Source organism: Chryseobacterium sp. NFX27 (genome assembly GCF_049887855.1).
Classification (GTDB): Bacteria; Bacteroidota; Bacteroidia; order Flavobacteriales; family Weeksellaceae; genus Chryseobacterium.
This window is the reverse complement of the sequence record NZ_JAGEKK010000006.1, coordinates 23625-49663: the sequence shown is the minus strand read 5'-3', so window position 1 is coordinate 49663 and position 26039 is coordinate 23625. Positions and strand designations below refer to the sequence as shown.

Annotated in this window: 19 protein-coding genes and 1 riboswitch; of the genes, 8 read left to right on the top strand and 11 right to left on the bottom strand. The window is 35.6% G+C overall.

The genetic code is table 11. The features are described 5' to 3' along the window. The first annotated feature begins 14 nt into the window (after positions 1-14). From bshC to pckA, 5 genes are all read left to right on the top strand, one after another. Positions 15-1601, top strand: a complete 1587-nt coding sequence (gene bshC, locus J4Q03_RS08385; protein WP_426047742.1) for a bacillithiol biosynthesis cysteine-adding enzyme BshC — start codon at positions 15-17, stop codon at positions 1599-1601. A 38-nt stretch (positions 1602-1639) separates the two neighbouring features. After that, complete coding sequence (locus J4Q03_RS08380; RefSeq protein ID WP_426047741.1) at positions 1640-3586, top strand: LysM peptidoglycan-binding domain-containing protein; 1947 nt, start codon at positions 1640-1642, stop codon at positions 3584-3586. Positions 3587-3656: 70 nt separating this feature from the next. Then, positions 3657-4532, top strand: coding sequence for an ACP S-malonyltransferase (gene fabD, locus J4Q03_RS08375; protein WP_426047740.1), 876 nt, complete (start codon positions 3657-3659; stop codon positions 4530-4532). 10 nt (positions 4533-4542) lie between these two features. Further along, entirely contained in the window at positions 4543-5448 is a 906-nt protein-coding gene (locus J4Q03_RS08370; RefSeq protein ID WP_426047739.1) for a GYDIA family GHMP kinase, read from the top strand. Positions 5449-5575: 127 nt separating this feature from the next. After that, positions 5576-7192 carry a phosphoenolpyruvate carboxykinase (ATP) gene (pckA, locus tag J4Q03_RS08365; RefSeq protein WP_426047738.1) on the top strand — a complete coding sequence of 539 codons (1617 nt, stop codon included), beginning with the start codon at positions 5576-5578 and terminating at the stop codon, positions 7190-7192. Between the two features lie 167 nt (positions 7193-7359). Here the strand turns inward: pckA and J4Q03_RS08360 are convergent, their stop codons facing one another. Continuing rightward, positions 7360-7767 (bottom strand): type II 3-dehydroquinate dehydratase, encoded by a 408-nt coding sequence (locus J4Q03_RS08360; RefSeq protein WP_426047737.1) that lies wholly within the window; start codon positions 7765-7767, stop codon positions 7360-7362. Positions 7768-8001: 234 nt separating this feature from the next. After that, a riboswitch (SAM riboswitch) is annotated at positions 8002-8099 on the top strand. Between the two features lie 83 nt (positions 8100-8182). On the opposite strand from J4Q03_RS08360, the gene J4Q03_RS08355 reads away from it, so the two are divergent. Continuing rightward, entirely contained in the window at positions 8183-11116 is a 2934-nt protein-coding gene (locus J4Q03_RS08355; RefSeq protein WP_426047736.1) for a SusC/RagA family TonB-linked outer membrane protein, read from the top strand. An 18-nt stretch (positions 11117-11134) separates the two neighbouring features. Further along, entirely contained in the window at positions 11135-12628 is a 1494-nt protein-coding gene (locus J4Q03_RS08350) for a RagB/SusD family nutrient uptake outer membrane protein (protein WP_426047735.1), read from the top strand. A 5-nt stretch (positions 12629-12633) separates the two neighbouring features. On the opposite strand, the gene J4Q03_RS08345 is transcribed toward J4Q03_RS08350, so the two are convergent. The 10 genes from J4Q03_RS08345 to J4Q03_RS08300 all read right to left on the bottom strand — a co-directional run bounded on the left by J4Q03_RS08345 (position 12634) and on the right by J4Q03_RS08300 (position 25251). Then, positions 12634-13290, bottom strand: a complete 657-nt coding sequence (locus tag J4Q03_RS08345) for a hypothetical protein (RefSeq protein WP_426047734.1) — start codon at positions 13288-13290, stop codon at positions 12634-12636. Positions 13291-13657: 367 nt separating this feature from the next. Then, the gene (locus J4Q03_RS08340; RefSeq protein WP_426047733.1) at positions 13658-14296 is read right to left on the bottom strand and encodes a hypothetical protein; all 639 of its coding nucleotides are present in this window, start codon (positions 14294-14296) and stop codon (positions 13658-13660) included. A 21-nt stretch (positions 14297-14317) separates the two neighbouring features. After that, positions 14318-14617, bottom strand: coding sequence for a hypothetical protein (locus J4Q03_RS08335; RefSeq protein ID WP_426047732.1), 300 nt, complete (start codon positions 14615-14617; stop codon positions 14318-14320). Positions 14618-14775: 158 nt separating this feature from the next. Continuing rightward, positions 14776-15042 (bottom strand): hypothetical protein, encoded by a 267-nt coding sequence (locus tag J4Q03_RS08330; protein ID WP_426047731.1) that lies wholly within the window; start codon positions 15040-15042, stop codon positions 14776-14778. A 56-nt stretch (positions 15043-15098) separates the two neighbouring features. After that, on the bottom strand, positions 15099-15950 hold the full coding sequence (locus J4Q03_RS08325; protein ID WP_426047730.1) for a hypothetical protein: 852 nt from the start codon (positions 15948-15950) through the stop codon (positions 15099-15101). Then, positions 15940-16260: a hypothetical protein gene (locus J4Q03_RS08320; RefSeq protein WP_426047729.1), complete on the bottom strand. Its 321-nt coding sequence runs from the start codon at positions 16258-16260 to the stop codon at positions 15940-15942. Before J4Q03_RS08320 ends, J4Q03_RS08325 begins: the two co-directional genes overlap by 11 nt. A 237-nt stretch (positions 16261-16497) precedes the next feature. Then, complete coding sequence (locus tag J4Q03_RS08315; RefSeq protein ID WP_426047728.1) at positions 16498-16992, bottom strand: hypothetical protein; 495 nt, start codon at positions 16990-16992, stop codon at positions 16498-16500. Positions 16993-16997: 5 nt separating this feature from the next. Beyond that, positions 16998-23648 (bottom strand): RHS repeat-associated core domain-containing protein, encoded by a 6651-nt coding sequence (locus J4Q03_RS08310; RefSeq protein ID WP_426047727.1) that lies wholly within the window; start codon positions 23646-23648, stop codon positions 16998-17000. Between the two features lie 51 nt (positions 23649-23699). After that, positions 23700-24176, bottom strand: coding sequence for a hypothetical protein (locus J4Q03_RS08305; RefSeq protein ID WP_426047726.1), 477 nt, complete (start codon positions 24174-24176; stop codon positions 23700-23702). A gap of 4 nt (positions 24177-24180) precedes the next feature. Further along, on the bottom strand, positions 24181-25251 hold the full coding sequence (locus J4Q03_RS08300; protein ID WP_426047725.1) for a hypothetical protein: 1071 nt from the start codon (positions 25249-25251) through the stop codon (positions 24181-24183). Between the two features lie 446 nt (positions 25252-25697). On the opposite strand from J4Q03_RS08300, the gene J4Q03_RS08295 reads away from it, so the two are divergent. Next, positions 25698-26021 carry a DUF6660 family protein gene (locus J4Q03_RS08295; RefSeq protein WP_426047724.1) on the top strand — a complete coding sequence of 108 codons (324 nt, stop codon included), beginning with the start codon at positions 25698-25700 and terminating at the stop codon, positions 26019-26021. The last annotated feature ends 18 nt before the right edge of the window (positions 26022-26039 follow it).

The following is a 26039-nucleotide window of genomic DNA, read 5'->3' as shown; positions in this document are numbered from 1 at the left end:
AAGCAAAAACAGCGTTGAAAACAATAAATAAGATATCATTTAATGATATAGAAAGCATACCTCAGTTGGTAAAAGATTTCCTGAATCAGAAAATTGAAGGTTTTGAAAAAAACACCTTTTCTTTAGATCACTTTAAAGATCAGCTTCATCTCAAACAGAATTCTTTTACACAGGATCAAAGACAAATCTTAGCCAATGTATTGGAAATACAACTTTCAGAGCTTACCCTTTCATCGAAACAGAAAGAAAATCTGGAAAACCTGAAGTCACCCAACACATTTACTGTAACTACCGGACACCAGCTAAATCTTTTTTCCGGACCTGTTTTCTTTGTCTATAAAATTTTACAGACCATTAAAACATGTACTTATCTGAAAGAAAACTTTCCGGATTTTAACTTTGTTCCCATATACTGGATGGCATCGGAAGATCATGATTTTGCAGAGATCAACCATTTTAAGACCGAACATAATTATTACGAGATCAACGAGAAATCCGGCGGACCGGTAGGGAGGATAACGGTCAGCGATACATTCTTTATTTCTGAATTTGAAAAAGAATTTAAAGATTCCGTATTCGGAACAGAGCTGATTTTGATGTTGAAAGAAGCCTATAAACCCGGAAATACCTTGACGGAGGCCATTAAAATTTTAGTAAACAGGCTTTTTTCTGAATTTGGATTGTTGATTATTGATGGTGATTCCAAAGAGCTTAAAAATCAGATCAAAGATATTTTCAAAGATGAGCTGCTGAATTTCAGTTTACAGAAGAACTCAAAGGAAAAAGTGGATTTTCTTACCGGGAAATATGGAAAAGTTCAGGTCAACCCACGTGATATCAACCTTTTTTATCTTTCCGAAACAAGAGACAGAATAGATTTTGACGGTGAAAAATATATTGCAGTAGACACAGATAAAAGGTTTACCCAGGAAGAAATACTTCAGGAGCTGGAAAGTCATCCGGAAAAATTCAGTCCGAATGCTTTAATGCGGCCTGTCTATCAGGAAAAAGTGCTTCCCAACTTGGCGTATATCGGAGGAAATGCGGAAATCATGTACTGGCTGGAGCTTAAAGATTATTTTGCAGCAACCAATATTCCCTTCCCTGTTTTGATCCCACGGAATTCTATGCTTTTCATTAAAGAAAAAACAGTTGGGAAAATTGAAAAACTGGATCTTAATATTGAAGATTTCTTTGGAAACTTTACCGCTATTACCAATCAGAAAATTCTCAAAGGCAGCAACGTATTATCATTGCTGGAAGAAAAAGAAATGCTTTTAGAAAAAAGTTTCTCAGAATTGAAAACAATAGCGGAAACTACGGAACGTTCTTTCGGAAATATGGTGAAAGCAGAAGAGGTGAGGCAGCTGAAATCATTTAAAAGAATGAAAAAGCGTCTGCTGCATGCCGAAAAAATTAAACAGGGCGAACTGCTTGAAAGACTGGAAAACCTGTTTTTAGATGTTCATCCTTCAAAAACATGGCAGGAAAGAGTCTATAACTTTAGTGTATTCTTTTCAGATTATGGTTATTCATGGCTTGAAAATTGTTGGGAAGAAATGGTGGTTCAAGAATCCAAATTAATAATTGTTGCCATTTAATTTTAAAGAAGTATTTTTGTAAATTATAATTATCGAGTATGATAAAGAGGTTTTTTATTTTGTCCAGTTTATGTATGGTTTTGGGGGTATCTGCCCAGAACTCTCACACCGTTGTAAAAGGAGACAATCCTTATAATATTGCAAAAAAATATGGGATTACTGTAGATGAACTGCTAAAGCTGAACCCAAAATTCAAAGACGGTAAGCTGGCAATAGGAGATGTGGTTACAGTGAAAGCTGAAAAGCATACCGCTCCTGTTTCCAAACCTGCAGTCGTAGAAAAAGTAAAACCAAGCCATTCAAATGCTCAGGTAGGAAAAATTATTCTTCAGCCTAAACAGACTATTTACGGAATTACAAAACAATACCGTATCTCTGAAACAGATTTAAGAAAACTGAATCCGGAACTCGACACCCATATGAAAATAGGGGATGAGATCACTTTACCTCTTGAAAGCATCAAAAAATATGGCGGAGAGCAACAGGCTGTTCCTGCGGCTGTCGTTACTAAACCAACGGAAACTCATACAGAGACATCCGCAGCAGTAACAACACCTGTAGAGGGAGAAGCGTATGTAATCCAGTCAAAAGATAATTATTACAGAATTACAAAACAGTTTGGAATCAGCCAGCAGGAACTTTTTGCTTTGAACCCAGGGTTGGAAGAAAAAGGCCTTAAGCCGGGTGAAACCATCAAAATAAAAAGAACAAATACGGATGCAGCTGTGGTTTCCGAACCCGTAAATCCGAAAACGAAAATAGATTCAGGAAACGAAAAATCTACAGCAACTGTAACTGCTGTGGCTGATGATTACGTTACCTATACCGTTCAGCAGGGAGACACTGTATTCTCTATTATTAATAAATTCGGGGTTTCAATCGATGAACTGATTGCTTTAAATCCTGATCTTTCCAAAGGACTGAAAGCAGGAATGGTCTTAAAGATCAAAAAACAGGATCCGGCTTATGTGAAGAAAAGCGGAGATGCATTGAGCGTTGTTTTAATGCTTCCTTTCGGATACAGTACCAACGAAACCCAGTACAGATCCATGGCGCTGGATTTCCTTACCGGAGCTAAACTGGCGATTGAAAGAAATGCCAGAGGCGGACAGAAACTTGATATTAAAATTGTGGATTCAGGAAATGAAGCCTCATTTAAAAACTCAATGACCCAGATCAATCCTGATAATACAGACCTGATCATCGGCCCATTCTTTAAATCCAATGTGATTGATGTTCTTGATTTTACCAGGAATCAGAAAATACCGGTTGTAGCACCTTTTGCCAACTCTCCTGAACTGTATAATTATAATAACCTGATTATTGTTGAAACCAATGACCAGACTTATGCAGACAAAATCGTTGAAGAAGTAAAAGCGGTGTACTCGGATCAGAAAATATATGTAGTGGCTGACAGCAAAAAAGAAATTGCCAACTACATTAAAGGAGGACTTGAAAAAGCGGTTAAAAATCCAAATATAATTGTCGTGAATTCTCCTGCAGAAATTCAGTTGGACCAAAATATGATGACAGGACAATCTGCTCCGGTTATTGCCATTCTTGCCAGCGATAACGATGCCACCGGAGAAGCTTTTGCCAATAAAACAATTGCCCTTTCCAAAGAAGTTCAGGGAGTAAAAGCATTCAGTATGTACTATTCTCCTGTTTTTGAGAAGAAAGTAGATGATCTGAGCCAGGCAAGCCTTGTATACCTGATGGACAGAAAGATCAATGCAGAAGGTAGCTTTGAGAAAGAAATCTTAGCTGCTTATAAAAGCAAATACTGCAAAACACCTCCAAAATACGCAATCGTAGGTTTTGATGTTGTGAATGACATGCTGACCAGAGAAAATAAAAAAGGAGAAATCTTTAAACAGATGAATAAAGTTCAGACCCAGCTTGCTACCAAGTTTGAATTTGTAAAGTCTAAAGCAAACGGAGCTTACGTAAATACCGGATACCGTGTGATAAGATTAGTTCCTTAACCGATTTATGCCTTTTTAAAAGGATATTTTTAACATTATCTTTATATTTGCATAATATTTAATTCAATACATGAAAGCACTTGTATTTCCTGGGCAGGGTTCTCAGTTCGTAGGAATGGGAAAAGAATTGTACGATTCTAGAAAAGACATTAAGGACTTAATGGAATCTGCCAATGAAATTTTAGGTTTTGATATTCTTACCTTGATGTTCAACGGTACGGATGAAGATCTTAAGAAAACAGAGGTTACCCAACCTTCAATCTTTATACATTCAGTAGCTGCTTTAAAAGCAGTGAACGGTCTTGGAGCCGAAATGGTTGCAGGACATTCTTTAGGAGAATTTTCAGCTTTAGTAGCCAACGGAGTTTTATCCTTTGATGACGGTCTGAAACTGGTATTCGAAAGAGCAAAAGCAATGCAGGAAGCCTGTGATGCCAATCCGAGTTCTATGGCTGCGATTTTAGGTCTTGAAGATGCTAAAGTTGAAGAGATCTGTGCACAGATCAGCGGTATCGTGGTACCTGCCAATTACAACTGTCCCGGACAATTGGTTATTTCAGGAGAAACACCTGCAGTAGAAGAAGCCTGCATAAAGCTTAAAGAAGCAGGTGCAAAAAGAGCATTGCTGCTACCTGTAAACGGAGCATTCCATTCTCCATTGATGCAGCCGGCGCAGGAAAGACTGGCAGCTGCGATTGAAACAACAAAATTCAGAAAAGCAACTATTCCGGTATACCAGAATATCACCACTACAGCCGTGACCAATCCTGAAGAGATCAAACAAAATCTGATCGCTCAGCTTACAGGTCCTGTAAAATGGACACAGTCTGTTCAGAATATGATCAAAGACGGTGCCTCTAATTTTGTAGAAGTGGGTCCTGGAAAAACCCTTCAGGGACTGATCAAGAAAATTGACGGTTCTGTAGATGTTGCTTCTGCAATCTAATTAAAAGAATATGAGCGAAATATTTTCACCGGGAAAGCTTATGCTTACTTCAGAATATTTCGCGATAGACGGAGCTCTTGTCCTGGCGGTACCTACCAAGCTTGGACAAGAGTTTTTTTTTGATGAAAAAGAGGATGAAAGATCCCTGGTTTTCTGGGAAGCCCATCATCAGAACAAATTGTGGCTAAAGGCTGTCATTGATTATAAAAGCTGGCAGATCCTCGAAACCAATATTCCCTCAAGCGCTGCATTTATTCTAAATACTTTAAAAAATGTTCAGCAGCTTTCTAAATTCAAATTCAAGAATAATTATACTTACCATCTGAAGACCAATCTTCAGTTTCCTGCTGATTACGGACTTGGGAGCAGTTCTACTTTAATGACAAATCTTGCAGAATGGGCGGATATTGATCCTTTCCATCTCAACAGCATAAGTCTGGGCGGAAGCGGTTATGATATTGCGGTTGCCAAGGAGAAATCTGCCGTTCTTTTCAGAAGTAAACCCCAAATCAGTTATGAGAAAGCAGACTTTAACCCACCGTTCAAAAATGAGCTGATTTTTATTCATTTAAATCAGAAGCAGGACAGCCGGGAAGGAATCAGTTTTTACAAGTCGAAACCAAAGTCTCAAATCCTTATTGATGAATTTTCGGATATCACAAAGAAAGTTTTGTTATGCAGGGAATTGGAAAATTTTTCTCAACTGATGATGATTCATGAGCAGAAAATATCAAAATTCCTTGAAATACCCACAGTTAAAGACAGGTTTTTCTCAGACTGTCCCGTTTTTGTCAAAAGTTTGGGAGCCTGGGGTGGAGATTTTGTGATGAGTGCCAAATTTCACGGCTATAAGGACTATTTTTGGGGAAAAGGTTTCAAGACTGTTTTTGAATGGTCTGATATAATTAATTTATAATCAGTAATTTACAATCCCGTTTTTTTATTTGTCATTCTGACTTATATCATTATATTTAAACCACCTTTAACAAATAATTAATATTAATTTTGTTGAGCCCAATAAAGAAATAGAAAATATAAGTAAAATGAAACACGCTAAAATCATCCAGGATTTAGAAAAATTAGGGATTAAAGGAAATTATGAAGTCGTCTATAACCCATCTTACGAAGAGTTATATCAGGCGGAGATAGCTCCTGAAAATCAAGGCTTTGAGAAAGCTGAGCTTACGGAATCTGGTGCAGTATCAGTAAAAACCGGAATTTTCACGGGTCGTTCACCTAAAGACAGATATATAGTTCAGGATGATGTTACGAGAGACACAATTTTCTGGGATGGGAAAGTAAACCTTCCTACTACAGCAGAAAATTTTGATTCTTGTAAAGGATTAGTGCTGAACCAGCTTTCTGAAGCTAAAAAAATCTATGTTGTTGATGCTTTTTGTGGTACCAATACAGATACCAGATTAAAAGTAAGGTTTATTGTAGAAGTAGCGTGGCAGGCGCATTTCGTTACTAATATGTTTATCCGTCCGTCTCACTATGAGCTTGAAAACTTCGGAGAGCCTGATTTCACTGTGATCAATGGTTCTAAAACAACCAATCCAAACTGGGAAGCTCAGGGACTGAATTCTGAAAACTTCATTATGTTTAATCTTACTGAAAAACTACAGATCATCGGAGGTACATGGTACGGAGGTGAAATGAAGAAAGGTATGTTTGCCATGATGAACTATTACCTTCCATTGAAAGGAATGGCTTCTATGCACTGTTCAGCCAACGTAGGTGAAGAGGGCGATGTAGCTCTTTTCTTCGGTCTTTCCGGAACTGGAAAAACAACTTTATCTGCAGATCCTAAGAGATTCCTGATCGGTGACGATGAGCACGGTTGGGATAATAATGGTGTATTCAACTATGAAGGAGGATGTTATGCTAAAGTGATTGACCTTTCGGCAGAAAAAGAGCCGGATATCTTCAGAGCGATCAAAAGAGATGCGCTTCTTGAAAATGTAGTGGTAAATAATGGAATTGCTGATTATACTGACGGTTCTATCACTGAAAATACAAGAGTATCTTACCCAATTTACCATATCAATAAGATTGTTCTTCCTTCTAAAGCAGGACATGCTAAGAAGATTGTTTATCTTTCTGCTGATGCATTCGGGGTATTGCCTCCGGTTTCTATTTTAGATGAAAACCAGGCACAATACCACTTCCTTTGTGGATATACTTCCAAATTAGCCGGTACAGAAAGAGGAATCACTGAACCGGAACCATCTTTCTCTCCTGCATTCGGAGAGGCATTTCTTACCCTTCACCCGACAATGTATTCTAAAACACTGATCGGTAAAATGAAAGAGCATGGGGCGAAAGCTTATTTAGTAAATACCGGATGGAACGGAACGGGAAAAAGAATTTCTCTGAAAGATACGAGAGCAATTATTGATGCAATCATTGACGGTTCTATTGAAAACGCTCCTAAAACTCACATTCCAATCATGAACCTTGAAATTCCTACACAGCTTCCGAATGTTTCCGAAGGAATCTTAGATCCGAGAGAAACCTACAGCAGTGCTTCAGAATGGGAAGAAAAAGCAAGAGATCTTGCTGCAAGATATATTAAAAACTTTGAGCAGTACTGCGGTACTGAAGAAGGGAAGAAATTAGTTTCTTCAGGACCTCAGCTTCAGCAGCAGACTACCTAATACAACAAAAAGCCTCATCATTGATGAGGCTTTTTTTATATTTTAAATGTCGCAACTTCTCAGAATGATAATCATTGCCAATATGTTTTAAAACGAAACATTTAGTATTGGTATGTCATGCTGAGCGGAGTCGAAGCATTTTAGAACATTATAATATGGATTAGTTATCATTTCAAACTTATAATCGCCAATCTGTACCCATCCATTCCAAAGCCTGATAATACCGCATCTGTATTGGCGGCCGTTACAGATTTCTGACGGAATTCTTCTCTTTTATAAATGTTACTGATATGAACTTCGATTTTCGGCTTACGTATATTCTTTAAACAGTCTGCAATAGCATATGAATAGTGGGTATATGCTCCAGGATTGATTACCAAAGCATCAAAATCATCTTCCTGAAGACGGTTTATAATCTCCCCTTCAATATTGGACTGGTAATAAACCAGTTCATGAGTAATAAATTCAGATTTTAGTTTTTCCAGACAGGTTTCCATAGATATACTTCCGTAGATCTCAGGTTCTCTTGTGCCTAAAAGATTCAGGTTGGGACCGTTAATAATTAAAACTTTCATTCTATAAATTTAAATAGTTTAGTTCTATTTTCGAACTTTTTTTTTCAGTTTTGGCTAATTACATTATATGTAATGATATTTATCATGTTTGGTTATTTCGTAATTGTGTAATTGTTTGATGCATGGGGTTTTAATTAATTTTTAAGTTAATTTTTGAAAATATTTCATAATAAATTTTAAAGTCTACTTGTTTTGTAGACTAATTGTTTTTAGATTTGCACTCATATTTCGATCGGCTTATAAAGAAAGATGGAGGGAACTGACCCTGTGAAATCTTAACAACCTGCCTCTGTGCAAGGTGTTACATTCAGCCTTTAAAGGAAAAATAAGCATTTGGTTAATCGTATTTATCGATGCCCTTTGCTGACTTTTCTGCAAAGGGTTAATTTTTAATATATGATAAATAAAATTGATTATGATTAGTAGAAATTTAATTAACTCTAAAATTTGGATTCCCCCGGTTGCTGTATTTTTCTTAGGAATTATCAGTACAAATGCACAGGAAGTAAAACCGAAAAAAGATACGATCAACGAAAAGGAAATCGATGAAGTGGTTGTAATTGCTTATGGTAAGGCAAAAAGGACAAGTTATACCGGTTCAGTAGCCACCATTTCCAGTGATAAAATCAATAACAGGCCCGTTACCAATATTACAAAAGCTCTGGAAGGGCAGGTTCCTGGAGTTCAGGCGGTAAGCGCTTCCGGACAGCCTGGTTCAACGGCTTCCGTAAGAATAAGGGGAGTGGGGTCTATCAGTGCTTCCAGTGATCCTCTTTATGTGGTAGACGGGATTCCGTTTGACGGGAATATCAACTCCATCAGTCCGAATGATATAGAATCCATCAGTGTTCTGAAAGATGCTACAGCCAGCTCATTATACGGTTCAAGAGGAGCTAACGGGATTATTATCATTACAACGAAATCCGGTAAAAAAGGAGAATCGAGAGTAAATTTTAACATCAGTCAGGGATTTTCCAGCAGAGCCGTAAAAGATTATAAACAGGTAAGTACCGATGAATATTTCCAGCTGTATTGGGAAGCGTTGAGAAACGGATACAAATCCGGACAGATATCTTCTGAACAGGCCGGACAAATGGCAAGCAATAATCTGGTGAATGCTCTGGGAATAAATCCTTATGGAACCGGATTCCCAAATCCTGTAGGAACAGACGGAAAGCTTCTGCCGGGAGCAAAAGCTTTATGGAATGATGACTGGCGGGATATTCTTCAAAGGACAGCCTCCAGAAGTCAGGTTGATTTTGATATCAGCGGAGGCAGCGAAAAAAGCAATTATTTCTTTTCATTAGGGTATCTTGATGATAAGGGAATTGCCATAGAGTCTGGTTTTCAAAAATTTGCGACCAGGTTGAAGATCAACTCCGAGGTTAAGAAATGGCTGAATGCAGGTGTGAATTTAAGTTATACCAACAGTATCCAGAATGCACCGCCATCTTCAGATTCAAGAGCCGATAATATCATTAATGCAGCCAGGGTAATTCCGTCATTTTATCCATATTATGAAAGAAATGCGGACGGAAGTTATGTTCTGAATGCAGAGGGAAATAGAGTTTATGATTTTGGAAAATACAGGCCTACAAGTGCATTGCAGAATCAAAATGCTGCGGCAACGCTTCCTTTAGACAAGAATGAAAATAAAGAAGACAACTTCTCGGGAAAAGGATTTTTAGATTTTACTTTCCTACCGGAATTAAAATTTAAAACCAGCTTTTCAGTTGATCTTTTGAATTATAACGGTCATTACTATTCCAATCCGCTTGTTGGAGAAGGAAGTGAGATTGGCGGTTCTGTAACGAGATCAAACAGCAGGACGCTTTCCTATACAACCAGTAATATTCTGACTTTTGACAAGAAATTCGGAAAACATCATCTGAATGTTTTAGCAGGGCAGGAATTTTATAAATATGATTACCAGACGATATCCGGTTCCAGAAGCCAGTTTTCTCTTCCTTACTATTACGAGCCTGATGCAGCTGCATTGTTAGGAAGCTTCAGTGGAAACAGCGACAAATTTTCTTTGTTGAGTTTCCTGGGTAGAGCGGAATATGATTTTAAAAATACGTACTTTCTGTCAGTATCTGGAAGGGCGGACGGATCTTCAAGATTCTTTGCCGATAACCGATGGGGGAAATTCTGGTCAGTAGGAGGTTCATGGAAGGTTTCAAATGAAAATTTCATTAAAGATTTAAATGTCTTTAATCAGCTTACATTAAGGGCGAGTTATGGCGGCCAGGGGAATGATAAATTAAGAAGGCCCAACGGATCTTCACTTTATTATGCTTATCAGGAATTGTATAAATTCTATAATAATCTTGGTGAACCGGGAACTGTTCTTGAAAAAGTACAGACCAATGATGTGAAATGGGAAACCAATCTTAATTTAAATGTAGGCCTTGAGTTTGCCATTCTTAATAACAGGGTGAAAGGTAATGTAGAATATTTTAAACGAAAAAGCCAGGACCTTCTGTTTAATATGCCGGTTGCCCCATCCCTTGGAATCAGTGATTTTCCGTTTAATGTCGGGACGATACAGAATACAGGCTTTGAATTCTCATTGTTCACAACCCCCATTAAGAATGATAATTTCCAGTGGAATGTGGATGTCAACCTGAGTACTTTAAGCAATAAGATTACAAAACTTCCTAAAGGATCTGTAATAACAGGAACCAAGCGTCTTGAAGTAGGCGGTTCAATTTATGATTTCTTTATTCCTGAATGGATGGGCGTTGATCCTTCCAATGGAAAGCCTTTATGGAGATATATCTACCAGGATGCGAATGGAAATACAGTAGACGGAACAACTTCCGAGTATGCAAAAGCTACCAAAACAGTACAAGGATCTGCCCTGCCTAAAGTAACGGGAGGGATTACCACAAGTCTTGCCTATAAAAACTTTGATCTATCGGGACTGTTGACATTCAGCGTTGGTGGAAAGATCCTTGATACGGATTATACCTCATTGATGTCTAACGGAAGTTCGGGAGGACGCGCCTGGAGTGCAGAAATGTTAAACCGATGGACTCCGGAAAACCCGAATACAGATGTTCCGGCTTTAAGCACTACAACAAATAACTGGAACTCAACGTCTACAAGATTTTTATATTCCGGGACGTATGCAAGGCTTAAAAATGTGAGTCTTGGATATACGCTTCCTTCGGATTATTTTGAAAAGCTGGGTCTGAAAAAGTTTAGAATTTATGTTCAGGCAGAAAACCTCCTGACTTTCTACAAACATAAAGGAATGGATCCGGAACAGGCATTGGACGGGACTACTTATTACAGGTATCCAGCCATGAGAACGATAACTTTCGGTCTTCAGGCAACTCTTTAACTCTTTAAAATTGAAACAATGAAAAAATTAAAATATATATCTTTTGCCCTGATTGCGGTATGGTCGCTGACAAGCTGTGAAAATGAGCTGGAAACAGCTCCTACAGATCAGGCTAACGGTGCAGAGGTTTTTAAAACGGCAGAAAGTGCAGAAACAGTAATTAATGGAGCTTGGGCGAAATTTCATGATGACGGACCAACCTATGCAAATATAGGCTATTCAACAGTGTTGAGAGCCAGCGATGCTATGGGAAGTGATGCGGCGATCCTAACGAATAAATACGGTTTCCCGTCAGCATATGCTTTTACCGAGATGGTCAACAATACGATTTCAAGGCCTCAGTTTATATGGTCAACATTATATTCAACCATAAATAATATGAATAATGTGATTACCCGTATTGACCAGACAGAAGGGAGCCAGGCGAAAAAAGATCAGGTAAAAGGACAGGCCAAAGCATTGCGTGCTTTCTGTTATCTGAATCTGGCGAGCTTTTACCAGTTCAGCTATCTCAAAGATAAAACAGCTCTTACAGCCCCGATTTATACGGAGCCATCAACAATTACTTCTGTTCCAAAGAAAAAAGCAAGCCTGGAGGAAATTTATACCCTGATCAAAAGCGATCTTACGGAAGCAGATAATCTTCTGACCAATTATACGAGAAATAATAAAGATAAGATCAACAAAGCCGTAGTAAACGGACTTTTGGCAAGAACTTATCTGAACACCGGAGAATGGAGTAAAGCAGCAGCGGCGGCAAAAATAGCCAAAGCAGATTATCCGCTAATGGCAGCCGAAAAGTATAAAGAAGGATTCAATGACATCAGCAACGCTGAATGGATCTGGGGACATGGGCAGACTCAGGAGCAGTCCGGAGCAAGCTATGCCTTCCATTACCTTGATGTGTCTTCTTCGGGAAGTTATTACTACAGCTTTATGGCAGATCCGTTTTTCAAAGACCTGTTTGACACGAATGATATCAGGTATCAGCTTTTTCAGTGGGATGGTCTGCCGGGCAGGGAAGGTCTTTTGAGATATTCCAAGTTTAAATTTAAAACTGGACTTATCGCAGATATTGTATTGATGAGAGCGGCAGAAATGTACCTGATCGAAGCTGAGGCTGAAGCCAGAAACGGAAATATTACGAATGCTGTTACTGCTTTAAACCAATTAAAAACCGCGAGAAATGCCAAGCCATATACAGGTTCTCTTGCTCAGAATGATGTCATAAAAGAAATACTGATCGAAAGAAGAAAAGAACTTTTCGGGGAAGGATTCTCACTTTCAGATATCATCAGAACACAGGGGACAGTGGTGCGAAAACCATTTGTAGATGCCAACGGCCAGCCTGTAAAAGTACAGATCACGACTCCGGACGGAACGGTAAAAACAGTAAATGGGAGAGGGCACTCAGTCTTTAATTTCCCTGACCAGTCTGCTTTTGTGCCGAACAGTAAGTATTATTTGTTCAGTATTCCGCAGAAGGAGATTGAGAATAATCCGAATTTGTAGTTTATTTAGATTTGATTTTTTTTTAAGCCGTAATGTTTGAACATTACGGCTTTTCTATTAAGCTGATTGGTATTAAGAATTTGAAGGAGTTTCGGGTAGTCACCGTCCTGCCCAAAATTTTCTGTATTTGCATTCGTTCCGACTATATCCTTTTGATGACAGTCAAAACATATTTTTGCCATCCCAATAACTTTTTTTTGTTTTTTGAAAATCAAAATATCCCGATAAATAGGAATACAGGCATATTCAATATTCTCACTTACAGTCTTCTCAATAAATATCTCATTGATCTTTTTAAAGTTTTGAGCTTTTATTACTGATTTTTTGAACCCAAGTTTATCCAGACTTTTTATAAATTCCGTATCATTTATATCCTTGGGAGTTTTGTTAATAAGTATGTCGAGTTTTAACTGATCTTTTTTTGAGCGATTCGGAATAGTATCTAAAGCCATGATTGAATTTTCCCCTATATTGATATGGTAATAATCTATTTGATCATAATCAAAGTATAGTTTCCCATACTTTGGAATGAATTTTTTTTCAACAGATGTATTTGATTGCTGTCTATTCATGCTGTTATGTTCTGGGTTTTTACACCCTAAAAAAAAGCAGATAACAGTTACTAGCAAAAATCTTAAATTTGATATTGTGTAGTTTTTCATTTGTTATAACTATGCTCCATTTGCCGATAGTGAAAAGTAAAATGATAAGTTTTTATATGATTAAAAGAGAGCAATAAAATAAAACTTTCTTTCCTACTTTATTGCTTAAAAGGTGGTTGAATTTCATCAATACTTAACGATTTTTTATTTTTCCCAAAAATCATTAAATATAAACTCTTATAATTTATAAGTATCAATCTTCTCATTTTGCAAAAAACGTTCAATTTTTATAAGTCTATCCAGATCTTTCCATAAGATCATTCTCCTCAAAATATCAGAATAATATGAAGCGATATCTATTCTTAGTTGCTTAACATAGTTTTTATGGATTTTTTGTAAAAGTCCTTTAATAAAGGAAGTCAACTGCTTAGTCAGTAACATCTTTTTCAGATAATCTTAGAATTAAACTATCTTCTATTACAGGCTGGGCTACAAACTTTGCTTTACCAAAATTGAACTTTGAAAATCTTCGTAAATATTCTCCTTCTGGATAATTTCCTTTTAGCACTTTATCATAAGGATAATAGTTTTGTTTAAATTTTGATGAATAGCTTTGTTTAAACATTACCATCATTGATTTAATAACTAAATCATACTTAATTTTTATTTTTGTTTTACTTTTTAAATAAAAAACTGAATTTCCATCTCCTGGTCTTTTATCTCCTATAAAATCACCATTTCCAATTTCAGTTAGATAAGCATTATGGATACTATCTAGTTTTCTCTGATATACTACTGAAGACTGTTGAGGTTTTATTATTGCATAGACATTTATAGGATAATCCTCTTCTCTACTTCCTCGTGTAGAAAAACTTTTATAATTTTCATCTCCAAACTCCAAACAATTGGGTACTAAAAATATAATGTCTTGCTTTGTGCTATTTTCTATCTGAAGATATATGTAATGATTATCTTTTATATACTCTAAATTAAATGTGTTTTTGTGTTTTTCTTTACAAGAAAAAAGAAACATAATACCTATTGAAAGAAACATGTTATTTATCATTTCAGTGTACTTTTTAAATAATTATTGAATATTGGTTTTACTCATTAATGGTTCTAAATCTTTAAATGTACTAATTGCTGTATTAAATGCCCCCATATTTAAATTAAGTTTCCCCCAGCCCCTGAAGATGATATATTCCTGTTCCCACCTTGAAGTATAATATTCATGAACACTTACAGTACTCTGATTCCATAAAGTTCTAAATTCATTAAAAAGTCTAGCATTATTTAAAATAGAATGAAAAATCTCATGTCCCATCGTTAGATCTAATTGTTCTAAACTTACAAACGTTCCTTCAGGAAGATATATTCTTTGCCACACTAGTTTTCCTTTATGGGTAAGACTTTCTGTGACGCCCCAAGCTTTTCCTCGAGGACCATCTAATAAGCAGAATTATTATCGAAGGTATAGCCGTTTTCTCGTAAAGATTGGTTTAAATTACTTGTCTCATCGACAATTTTGTAAGGACCTCTTATAAATTAATTTTTATAATGTAATCTATCTACTTTTTTCACTGTATCATAGGAAAAATCAGCTTTAGTACCTCCCTGTAATGTATTGTCATCACTTACCAACATTTCGTTAATTCTATATTGGTATGAATTACTTAATCTGTTGACTACCCAACTAATGTCACTTACAATCCCAGCAGTGGCAGCACCAAAAATAGCTCCTCTATACATCCCTGTAAAGAAATTCTGTCCATTAAATACTGCATCTATTCCTCCTGCAATAGCTCCATTCATACTGCTTGATAGCCATTAAAGCTACTATTAGCCATTCTATTGCTAAACCTCTTGAATTATTTTTTTATTTGTAAAATTATATCAGTAGGATATTTTATCTTTTGTGTTGTTTTATTTTTAAGCCTGCTATCTTCCAAATAATAAACTTTATAAGTTCCAGCATCAGATATTTTGCAATCTAAAAATAATTCTTTTACAAATTTTTCTTTAGGTGGTAAAGAAACTACTTTCCAATCTTCATCCCTCTGTATTGAAGAATCTATACTGATTAATTTAATATTGTTCAATTCATCTTTAATATAAAAAATTACTTTTTTTATACTAATTTGTGGAATATATGGCTTTACAACAATATCATTCTCACTATTGGTTTTATCCTCTATAATACCGAATACTATTTTAGGTGGTATAAATTTTACTGTGTCACTTGATATATTATACAACGAAAATTTTAATTTGTTTTCATTGTAATTATTGTTAATCTTTAAATTATTATTTTCATTTATTTCAAAATTTTTTAAAAAAATATCACATTGTTCATATTTCTGTTTGGGTTTCTCTGAGCATGAAAATAGAAGCAAAGTTGTAATAAGGATAATTATTATCATTTCATTAAATACAGGCAATAAAAAATTTCTTAATATATTGAAATCTTTAGTGTTATTACCTGTTATATTATTATTATTATTTACAGCGTTTAATATAAACGAGTTATCTAAACCAATAGCTTGATTAGCTGAAAATTTATTAATTGCAGAAAGGTAGTTTTCCAAATCAAAAATTACAGCATGACCCAATGTACTTACGGAAGAATTGTATCCATTAGTGAATAATTTTTTGTCATGCAAATACTTTATAAAACTATTTCCAGCATACATTGCGTATGAATGTCCAGTTTCATGAACCATAGTTGCAAAAAGTAATTCTCTTGAAGCAAATGATGCCCTTGCATAATGAATATTCAGACTTCATTGTAAAAAAAATCGGCCTTGTCGTATATGCATAAGCTTTTTCGTCGGCAGTATCGAAAAAGCCATCTGATGTTTGAGAGTAATATTTTGACCCTACGATATCTTTCCGTACACTGTATGTTTCCATTGCTTTAGAATCAAATTCAGCACTTTTCCTCATTTCCTTTAGGGTATTGCTTGAATATTCCAAAGATTTATTTCCATCTTCAATATCTTCTCCATTATAATATTTAAATTCATTTTGCATCCCAACATAGTTTACTAAATAATTAATAGTATAAGTAATAGCACCCATAGCTGCTCTCCATTACAGCACCTTTGTACAAGCCGTAAAACTGCTCCATTCATACTCCAATTATTATTGTACTGTTAAAGCCACTGGCGAAATCCCTCCGTTAATCCTCCTGTTGCCACTCCAATGACGGCTCCTAAAGTAAACTTTGGGCAAACTGCCCCAGAATCCCAATATTAATTTATCAAATTTTTATCTTCCAATAAACTCCTCTGGATATGCATTTCTATAAGAATCTGAAGCTTTTATTTTTTGAAAAATTTCTCCCCATAAATTTGAATATTTTTTATTTTCTATTGTTATATTACACTTTAGATCATCTGATTTAGATTTATTAGCATAAAATCTTAATGTTGATTTAAAAACAAGTTCTCCATTATTAGAATATATACAATCATTTGGATTAATTTGTTGTAAAGAAAGATACATATCATAGATTTTTTTTAAATCTTCCTGCTTTAAAAAAACAGAAATTTTGTCTACAGAAAAGTCCTTATCATCAAGCTTCTCTAGTACTTTTTCTTCATACACTCCCGTTTTACTGTCATACATTATTTCCCAAACAACTTTTGAGTTGTCATAGGAAAATTCATGATACTTAAAATTGTAATCTGGTTTAGTCTGAACCGTTTGACAACCAAAAAATAATGGGAATAAAATTATGTTGTATAAAATGTATTTTTTCATATTACTTAATATTTTAAAACGCGATTAAAAACAGGTAAAATTTTGTTATAAGTATCATTAATAAGCTTTTGCTGCATTTCTCCCAACACACCCAAAAATCTGTTTATTCTGACCTCATTTAATCTGTTAAGCATGGGCATACTATTTTTAGTAGTAGTAAAAATTTCCAATTTATATATTGCAAAGTGTTCCGTATTATCTAATTCAGAGAATCCTATTCTATATTTATTAGTATCTATAGCTTGACTTTTCAAACCTAATAAAGCGAAATATGCATGTCCAGTTTCATGTGTCATACTTATAGCAAGAAGAGATTTATTTTGAGCAGCAATAGGTGAATAAATAATATCTGAATTTCCTGTTATAAAATCCTTTGGTAGAGTGTAAGCATACTGTTGCCCATTACCCGGGTTTAGATAGCCTCCCGAATCTACATTTTCTGTTCCTATTAAATCTTTTCCTACTCCAAACTGTTGAGTTTCTTCTTTTGTGAAATTATCAGATCTCATGGTATTTATATCTTGCTGCATTGTTTCTTTACTTACAGATGGATCATAAGTGAAACCATCACTATTATTAATATTGCCTCTAGAAAAATATTTAGTTTTATAACTTCCGCTAGCAAAATAATTAATAGTATAACCAATACCAGCAATCGCAGCACCCATTACAGCACCTCTATACATGCCTGTAAAGAAATTTTGCCCATTGAATAATGCGTCTATTCCACCCGCAATAGCCCCATTCATACTACCAACAATGACAGCCCCCTGAAAGCCACTGGCGGACATTCCACCAGTCAATCCTCCCGTTGCCGCTCCTGTGACCGCTCCTATCAGCAAACTTTTAGCAAAACCACCCCAAGACCAATTCCCAGTAACTAGAGATTTTATGATATATGTTCCTCCTGCAATAGCTGCTCCATATAAAGCTGGTATAAGCAAGAAAGATGGTAGTGGAGCTATAATAAATCCAGCAGCTAGCCAACCTACCAAAGATTCCCCACTGGGGTCATTAAACATCATCGGATTATTCATCACATACCCATATTTATTGTAATTCTGGGTATTTGTAGGATCTTGTATGTTTTCGTCAGCATTTAGGAATCTTCTCAGTAACGGATCATACAATCTTCCATTCATAGGGATAATGCCTACTTCTGCAAAATGCTCATGGCTTGTGTATCCTCTTTCTATTAATAACGAAGTAGTATCAATTATATTTTTATCGGTAATAATGGCTCCATTTCCTATTTGTAGATGAGTGAAATTCCCCCAGGCATCAAAATGTCTTCGCTCCAGCCTATTTCCGGCTTCATCACTAATGGCTAGAATACTTCCGATATAATCTTTATGTAAGAATTTGTAAGAACCAGCTGTTTCATTATAATTTTTAAGATAAATTATACTGCTTTCATATGGGCTCCCGCCAATATAAAGAACGTGCTTTTCTTTACCTGTTGTATTGTCTTTTACGATTTCAAAACTTCCGTCTTCACTGTAGAACTTAGTAAATTTACCTTCCTCATCAGGATCAAAATTTCCTCCATAGCTTACTTTTTGCCTCATGCTAGTCAATCCGTACTGAAAAGCTACATCTCCTTTCTCGCCATCAATGAAAACAGGGTCGTTATTCTCGTTGTAGGCTATGCTTTGGATCAGGTCATTATTGTAATTCTGAGTTCCTACGGCATTCAGGGTCATTCCGGTCGGTTGATAGATCTTGGCAGGATTTTCATACTTCATCGTTCCTACCTGATCATTTTCCAGAATTCTACCTTTAATGTCATACGTATTTTTCGAAAGCTGTCCCGTTTTAGGATTTGTCCAGCTAATTAATCTATTATTATCATCATAATTAAAGGATTCAATAATATTGAAATCCCCTAATGTTTTTCTAAGATTCAATTCATTTTTTACAGCATTGAAAGTATACTGGATATTTAGAATACTTTGTACAGGAGAAATATGTTTGATTTCTGTTAAGAAACCAGTTGCATCATTGTATGTATTATTAATATCTGATGCTCCTAATTTGGCTCTTACAACCTGACCTTTAACATTGGTCTCTTTAAGTTCCCATAAAACTTTCCCTGAGTTTTTATCTTTTACCTGATAAAGTTCTCCATTCCAGGCACTATATACATTTTCTAGCTGTACTTTAGTCAAAATACCAGAAGAATATAACTGTTTTTCGTAAGAAATCACTCTGCCTTTGTCATCATACGTAATACCTTTTCGTATAAAATATTTCCCCTTACTGCTTTCAGACGAAGATAATAATCTTCCCTGCGGATCATAGGCAACATTTGAGCTATAAGATTTTCCTTTGGAGGTTCCGGCTTTTGAAACTACCCTACCGTTGTTATCATAAGAATAGGAAATTATCTTATTAGTTGCCTGTCCGCCATCTGTTGTGGAGATTTCTGTATGCGAAATAAGCTGACCTAAATTATTGTAAGTGTATTGTTTAGTTCCTTTCGGGCTGATGATTTTTTTAGATTGTCCAAAAGGATCATATTCATATTTATACAACCCGTTAGACGGGTCATTGAATTCTGATTTTCTTCCCCAGGAATCATATTTAGTAGTAACTATATTTTCAGCGTATTGTGCCTTTATTTGTTCACCCGCAGCATTATAAGAGAAATTGATAGTTCCTCCCTTATCTGTACTGGAGATAACATTATTTAAAGCATCAGTAGTTTTACTATTTGTTCTTGCATATCCGTTAACTTCTGTTACAGAGATGGTATTTCCAGAAGCAACAGTTTCTATTTGCTTGCCCAAGAATGAAGATATTTCTCCGGCATTATTTAATGTTGCTAATGCAGTTGCTGTGATCTTAGCGGGATAAAAAGTATCATTGTAGGCGATGACGTTCCATAGGCTTATATTTCCACCTTCAAAATAAGGTTCACTCTCTTTTGTTTTCCTGCCTAAAACATCATATTGGGTTTCCTGAGCTACAAATTGCCCCTGTCCAAATGCTTTTGTAGATGTTTTATAATTCTGTCCTAATTTGTTGGTGTATTTTTTTGAGACATCGCCATCAGGATCATATTGAGTAATAGTTATATTTGATTGGCTATCTTTTTCATATTGATATGTTGTTGTTCCTTCCAGATTGGTTTTGGATTTCATTAATTTGCCCCAAGCATCATATGTGTTTGTGAGCTTATTGTCCAAAGGATCGGTCTGGGTAAGAATTTGTCCTTTATCATTGTATGTGTAGCTAATCGCTAATCCGAGATTATCCGTATTCTTTTCAACAAACCTTCCTGTAGATTCGTATTTAGATATACTGGTTTGGGTTTGAGAATCTACACTGTTACTGATAACTTTTTGAGTGATATTTCCAAAACCATCATAATTATAGGTTTCTTGTAAGTATTCTGTATTATCTCTGTTCCATGTTTTAAGCGTTTTTAAAAGGTTACTTTCAAAAATATATTCCTCTTTAGCAGATTTAGTATCACCATAGGCTTGATTTACAGCGGTTTTAGATTTCGGGCGACCAATGTAATAATCTGATCCAATTCCTGATGGATTATGAATGTAATCAAAAGTGATATTTATCGTTGAAAAATTATTATTGACATTAAGCTGGGTTGAAGCTGGTAAATAATAATTATTATAAGTTACCGATTTCGTTAAAGTAATGTTTTTTAAAAAATCTTTCTCAATAGTGGTTTCAGGAAGAATTACATCAACTTTGTTAGGCAATTGTTGAATAGAATAATTACTTTGCTTAAATGATAACAGCTGAGTATTATTAACAGAAATATCTGTCGGGAAGATGAGATTTTCGTCGTTAGTTCTGATTGACCATTCTTTCACCGGTTGACCGAATTTTTGAGCATCAATTTCAACACCGCCCCATATTTTCGTGTTTTCAAAACCATCTGCATACCATGAAGATCGAGCCATTTGGTGATACCCAATACTTCCTCTTCCTTGCAAATGCCCTGTCATTCCTCTGTATCGGAAATCCTGCTTTCTGCCTACCTGCTGAAGTTGAGAAACAACGAATGTCTGATCCACTCTTTCTAATGAAAAATAAGGATAAAGCTCTTTCTTAACTTTCTTATAAATATTAGTTCCATTAGAAACCGCTTCCGCGTAATTAATTCCTGTTATAATGCTCCCATTTCCCTGGTTAATAGATTTAATCCTTGCCAACTCTGAAAGTGGTGTAGGTGCTTTTATTCTATGCAGATGCTCCTTCCAATATAGAAATACATTATAATAGTTATTGTTTGCATTTATTGGGTTTGTTAATGGTGTGAATAATGTTAAATCCTGTATATCCTGCACCCCATAAGTGGGACTTACAAAGGATGGTATGGGTTGGAAATTCAGCGTACCGTCAGAAGCTGTACCATTAGCCAGTTTCGTACTTATAACGTATCCAAAATCTCTGTATCCTTGCGCACTGTAAGGATTAACCTGATTATAGGAGAAAACCTGAATCACATCAGATTTACCATCCTTATTCATATCAGCGATGGAAAAGAAATACTGTTTTGCAAATTTATTATAATTACTGGTAGTCTCTGTCTGACGTTTTCTATAAGAGAAAAATTCTATTTTAAGAAAGTTATTGAATCCTGTTCCCGTTCCTATATAGAATCTCCAGTTATCTGGTTTACCAATAGCTGTATCTGTTACAGGAATGGTAAAGTCTAATTTACCGTCACCATTAAAATCACCAAATAATACAGGAAACTCCGGATCTTTGGTTTCAACTAAACTGCTTGTAAACCTAATCTTTTTGAGATATTGATTCGGAGCCGTTTTTACAAATTCAAATACTTTGTAATCATTATTGGAGACATTGATGACCTCCACCTTTCCGTCTCCATCTATATCCATATATTGCTGGTTATAAAGAGTGCTTTCAGTAATTCCTGCATCAATTGTATAAGTAGCGACTGGATTATTCTGATTTTTTAAATCCACAATAAAGTTCCCTACATCATATGTGGAACATCTGAGAACGGTACACGGATCAGGACGATTCGTAGTTTCATTTGGAGTAATATTACTACAAGCAGGATCTGGTATCCATTCACAAACTCTTTTTTTTAAAGTCAAAAAAATATCCGAGATACCATCACCATTAATATCACCTTCATTCAATGAGGAAACCTCCGTGCGACAACCCGCAGGTGGAGGTTCATTACCTGTTACACAGTCGGATTCATCATATACTAATTTTTCAAATACTTTGACAAAAATGTTATTTCTGAAGATATAACCTACAATTTTACCTTCTTCATGTTGTACAATCCCGTTCCCATTATAGATTTGTCCTTCTTCGTCCAGTAATGTACCCACTACTTTTGCATTAGTTTCAAAATATTTATTGGTGGTAATGGTCGTAAAAGTGTCATTATTAAATGCTCCCAATTTCACAGTACCATTTGACATAACAAAATCGATATAGGAATCCCCGTTGAGGTCTCCTGTCAGCTTTACACCACTAAATGGATCACTATTGGGTAAATAATCCAAGTCTACCGAAGAAGGAACTGGCTGGGGGTACTCGAATGCTATAGGATTAGCAGCTGCTTCCTCAGCATTGTATTCCGTAATTTTATTGACAAACTGGTAGCTTGTACCATTGTTGCTATACTCAATAGTATATTTTTTATAGGAATTGTTGTTCGTTTTAACAACAACATTATCCAATATCCTGTCCTGAATCAATGAAACTCCACCAACATAATATTGCTCAGACAGAGTTCTAGGCATATAATTAAATGTGACTTCATTGATTACAGGAGTATTTAATACTTCGTTTCCTCCCCATTTAATGCTGGAAACTGAAGCTACGTTTTTAGATGCAGTCTGTATATAGTTATACACAATATAATTGCCCTGAGCATCTCTCCATTTAACAATATTGTATTCTACGGGGGTTCTGGCTAAACTTACTCCCAAAGTAGTACCACCATACCAAGCCTGCGAGCCATCTTCAAAAGTCACTTCCCAGTATTCGGGACCTTGCCATGCCTGTCCTGTGATCGCCCCAACTGATTTTATTTTGATATTTGAATACTTTTCAGTTACATATTCTGCACCATCTTTTCCATATTCTCCTGATTTTAAAATCAATCTCTGTCCGTTAAAACTATAATAGTCTGAATAATCTAATTTTACATTGGTTAACTCTCCATCTTTTTCAATATTTTTACTACTTCTTGAGATCGTAGTAACGCCTGATAAAGCCCATCCAAAACCAGCAATTCCATTTCCGGAATTACTCAGATAGATTAAGCTCATATTGGGAGAAACATTTTTCACACCCTGAAGCAGATTAATCGGCAGGGTAAATTGCAGCTGCCCTGCTCCAGTTACTTCAATATTTCCTTTAGTGTCATGAAATTTATTATCTGTTGTTTCTGTCGTTCCGGTTGGGTTACCCGCGCCAGCTCCTGAATCAATTGGCCCTCCTCCTGAATTTCCCGTACCAGGACCTATCTTAGCAACAAAAGGATTGGATACATTTGATGTTGCGTGAAATCCTTGTGCTAGAACAACGGCCTGCGGATCCTGGACCGTTCGCGAGGTGTTTTCAGCTTGATATAGTATAGTTTGTGAATATCCTAATATTGAGAGACAGGATATGATGAATGAATAGAAAATTTTCATATTCTTTTTCTTTGAATTAATAAATTGATAAATAACGAATCAGAAAATAGTCTATCGTTTGGTAACATTTCTGCTAAAGACTCTTCCGTCTTTCAGCGTAAAGCGTAGAATATAAACACCCCAGTCATAACCCGTCATATTAATCTTCAGCTGACGGTTCAATCCCGGAATATTCTGTTGCTGGAATTTCCAGTGTACCGTACTGTGCTGGTATAATGAAACGGATTCTATAAGATCGTCTGCTTCTTCGGTCCAGTCGATAGTAAGAAAGTCATTAACGGGTACAGGATATAGTCTTATTTGTTTCAGGAAAGTTTTTTCATCCATGGCAGGAGCTTCTTGCTGTTGCAGGGCAGCTACTGTTTTAGTCTCCTGTTTTGCTGTTTCAGTGGGAGCTGTTTTTCCTGCAACATTAGGTCCTCGGTATCTTTGGTTTCCGGCTTCGTCATATTTGAAATAGACCTCAGTTTGTGCAAATCCTAAAAATCCTATCATCAGGGAGAAGAAAGAAAGTAATTTTTTTTTCATGTGTTTATTTTTTTTCAGAAAGAAGTTTTTCCAGTTGTTTTTCAAATTTTTCCAGCTTTTGAGATTGTATTTTTAAGGCTTTGTTTTCTTCCTTAAGCAAACTAATTTGTTCTGATTGTGATTTTATTTGTTTACTTTGCTCGATTGAGTATAAGGTAAGCTCTTCTATTTTTTGAAGTAATTTAATTTGAAATTCACCCAGATTTACGCCCTCTTTTTCCATTACTTTTGCTGAAGCAATTTCAGGAAGATGTTTCTTCTCTTTGATATGTTTCTCTACATCTTCTAATTTTGGAAGATTATACTTCTCATCAAAAACAAAATCAGCTGTAGGTGTAAGAGTTACTTTTATTTCTTTGGCTTCAAATTTACCTTGTAGTGATGCATTGCCGTTGGAATGCAAAGTTAGAGTCTGTTGCTTGTGCCCTGCACTGGATACTAGATTAAAATTAATTTCATTATCCAGCAATCGAATATATGATCCCCCTTTTGAAGGGTTTATTCTTTCCATATTTGCCCCATTCAAATAGTTTTTTATATTATTCCCAATACCTACTCCGGAATACGTTAATCCCGGTTCAGAAGCCCAAATCATTAAATCAGCAGGAGCATTACCATCATTGTCTGCATGTAATAGGATTGTAGAGGTGAAATGTTTCCCATAAATGGCAAGTTTTTCCTGAGGTGAACTTGTATTTATACCTATATTGCCATCGTCTGCTAAGAATAAAGGTACATCACAAATTCCTCCTGCACAACGGTTGACTGCATCATATCTCATGAATCCCAACCCTTTTGCCCATGTATTTCCTTTCCATATACTCCATTCCTTTACCTGACCGGATTGTGTATATGAATCATCAATAAATCTCAGTCCTGTCGGGATATAGGTCCCATTACCTCTGATGATAGGAATACTGCTGTTTGCATTAATATCAAGACTCGCTTCAGGTGCATGGGTTCCAATACCAATATAATTAGTTGAGGAGGTTTGCAACGTACCGGTTGGAGTGTACAACTGTGCAAAAGTAAAAGACGAGGCCAATAGGGCTAATGATAATAATTTAATTTTCATCTGTTTTGAATATTAAAGTCGTTTTAATAAATTTAGCTATGTTTCCTCGTTACTAAAATTCCATCATAATTCCTCCATCGATTTTGTAGTGATATGGTTAATAGAATTACAGTTAGATATCGTAGATTAATGTAAATATTAATAGACTCTGACTTAAGGCTATGGGTTTTTAGTAAAGAAGCTGTGTTTTTTAGCAAAAGTAAATAATATATGCATTAAAAACAGAGAATTAATAATATAAATCATTTAAATAGGATATATGATGTTTAAAGAGAAAATTGAGAGTATAATTTAAATATAAATTTCAACTTTATAAAAAAATATTAATCAAAACAGAAATAAATGAATGTTGATTATGAGCATTGATTGTCAGTAATTTGTTTCCTGAAATCATTAAATACTCCCATCAGCCTCCCGTTTTAGAAAAAAGCTTTACCTTTGTCCACATGAACCTGTTGAGATGGATACTTGCATTCTATTTCATGGCATTATCACTGATGCCCTGCGAAGATGTGCACCGTCCTTCAGGATCGACAGAAATTAAGCTGTCATTTAATATCCAGGATTCTCATTCAAAAGATAAGGGAGATATCTGTTCACCGCTGTGTACTTGCAGTTGTTGTCAGATGACGGTGTCTTCTTTCAAAATGGATCCTTTATTTGAAGTTCAGAGCCATGTTCAGGCTTACTTTTCAAAGAAAATTCTTTTTCAGAAAAACAATTTCGCATACCAGATGTATGATCATATCTGGCAGCCTCCTAAGATTTAATTTTTATTGATTATTAGA

Excerpts from the sequence above, each read along its gene's own strand:
- J4Q03_RS08380 (WP_426047741.1), top strand. The coding sequence starts at position 1,640 with ATGATAAAGAGGTTTTTTATTTTGTCCAGTTTATGTATGGTTTTGGGG.
- fabD (WP_426047740.1), top strand. The coding sequence starts at position 3,657 with ATGAAAGCACTTGTATTTCCTGGGCAGGGTTCTCAGTTCGTAGGAATG.
- J4Q03_RS08370 (WP_426047739.1), top strand. The coding sequence starts at position 4,543 with ATGAGCGAAATATTTTCACCGGGAAAGCTTATGCTTACTTCAGAATAT.
- pckA (WP_426047738.1), top strand. The coding sequence starts at position 5,576 with ATGAAACACGCTAAAATCATCCAGGATTTAGAAAAATTAGGGATTAAA.
- J4Q03_RS08360 (WP_426047737.1), bottom strand. The coding sequence starts at position 7,767 with ATGAAAGTTTTAATTATTAACGGTCCCAACCTGAATCTTTTAGGCACA.
- J4Q03_RS08355 (WP_426047736.1), top strand. The coding sequence starts at position 8,183 with ATGATTAGTAGAAATTTAATTAACTCTAAAATTTGGATTCCCCCGGTT.
- J4Q03_RS08350 (WP_426047735.1), top strand. The coding sequence starts at position 11,135 with ATGAAAAAATTAAAATATATATCTTTTGCCCTGATTGCGGTATGGTCG.
- J4Q03_RS08345 (WP_426047734.1), bottom strand. The coding sequence starts at position 13,290 with ATGAAAAACTACACAATATCAAATTTAAGATTTTTGCTAGTAACTGTT.
- J4Q03_RS08340 (WP_426047733.1), bottom strand. The coding sequence starts at position 14,296 with ATGATAAATAACATGTTTCTTTCAATAGGTATTATGTTTCTTTTTTCT.
- J4Q03_RS08330 (WP_426047731.1), bottom strand. The coding sequence starts at position 15,042 with ATGAATGGAGCTATTGCAGGAGGAATAGATGCAGTATTTAATGGACAG.
- J4Q03_RS08325 (WP_426047730.1), bottom strand. The coding sequence starts at position 15,950 with ATGGTTCATGAAACTGGACATTCATACGCAATGTATGCTGGAAATAGT.
- J4Q03_RS08320 (WP_426047729.1), bottom strand. The coding sequence starts at position 16,260 with ATGCAAAATGAATTTAAATATTATAATGGAGAAGATATTGAAGATGGA.
- J4Q03_RS08315 (WP_426047728.1), bottom strand. The coding sequence starts at position 16,992 with ATGAAAAAATACATTTTATACAACATAATTTTATTCCCATTATTTTTT.
- J4Q03_RS08310 (WP_426047727.1), bottom strand. The coding sequence starts at position 23,648 with ATGAAAATTTTCTATTCATTCATCATATCCTGTCTCTCAATATTAGGA.
- J4Q03_RS08305 (WP_426047726.1), bottom strand. The coding sequence starts at position 24,176 with ATGAAAAAAAAATTACTTTCTTTCTTCTCCCTGATGATAGGATTTTTA.
- J4Q03_RS08300 (WP_426047725.1), bottom strand. The coding sequence starts at position 25,251 with ATGAAAATTAAATTATTATCATTAGCCCTATTGGCCTCGTCTTTTACT.
- J4Q03_RS08295 (WP_426047724.1), top strand. The coding sequence starts at position 25,698 with ATGAACCTGTTGAGATGGATACTTGCATTCTATTTCATGGCATTATCA.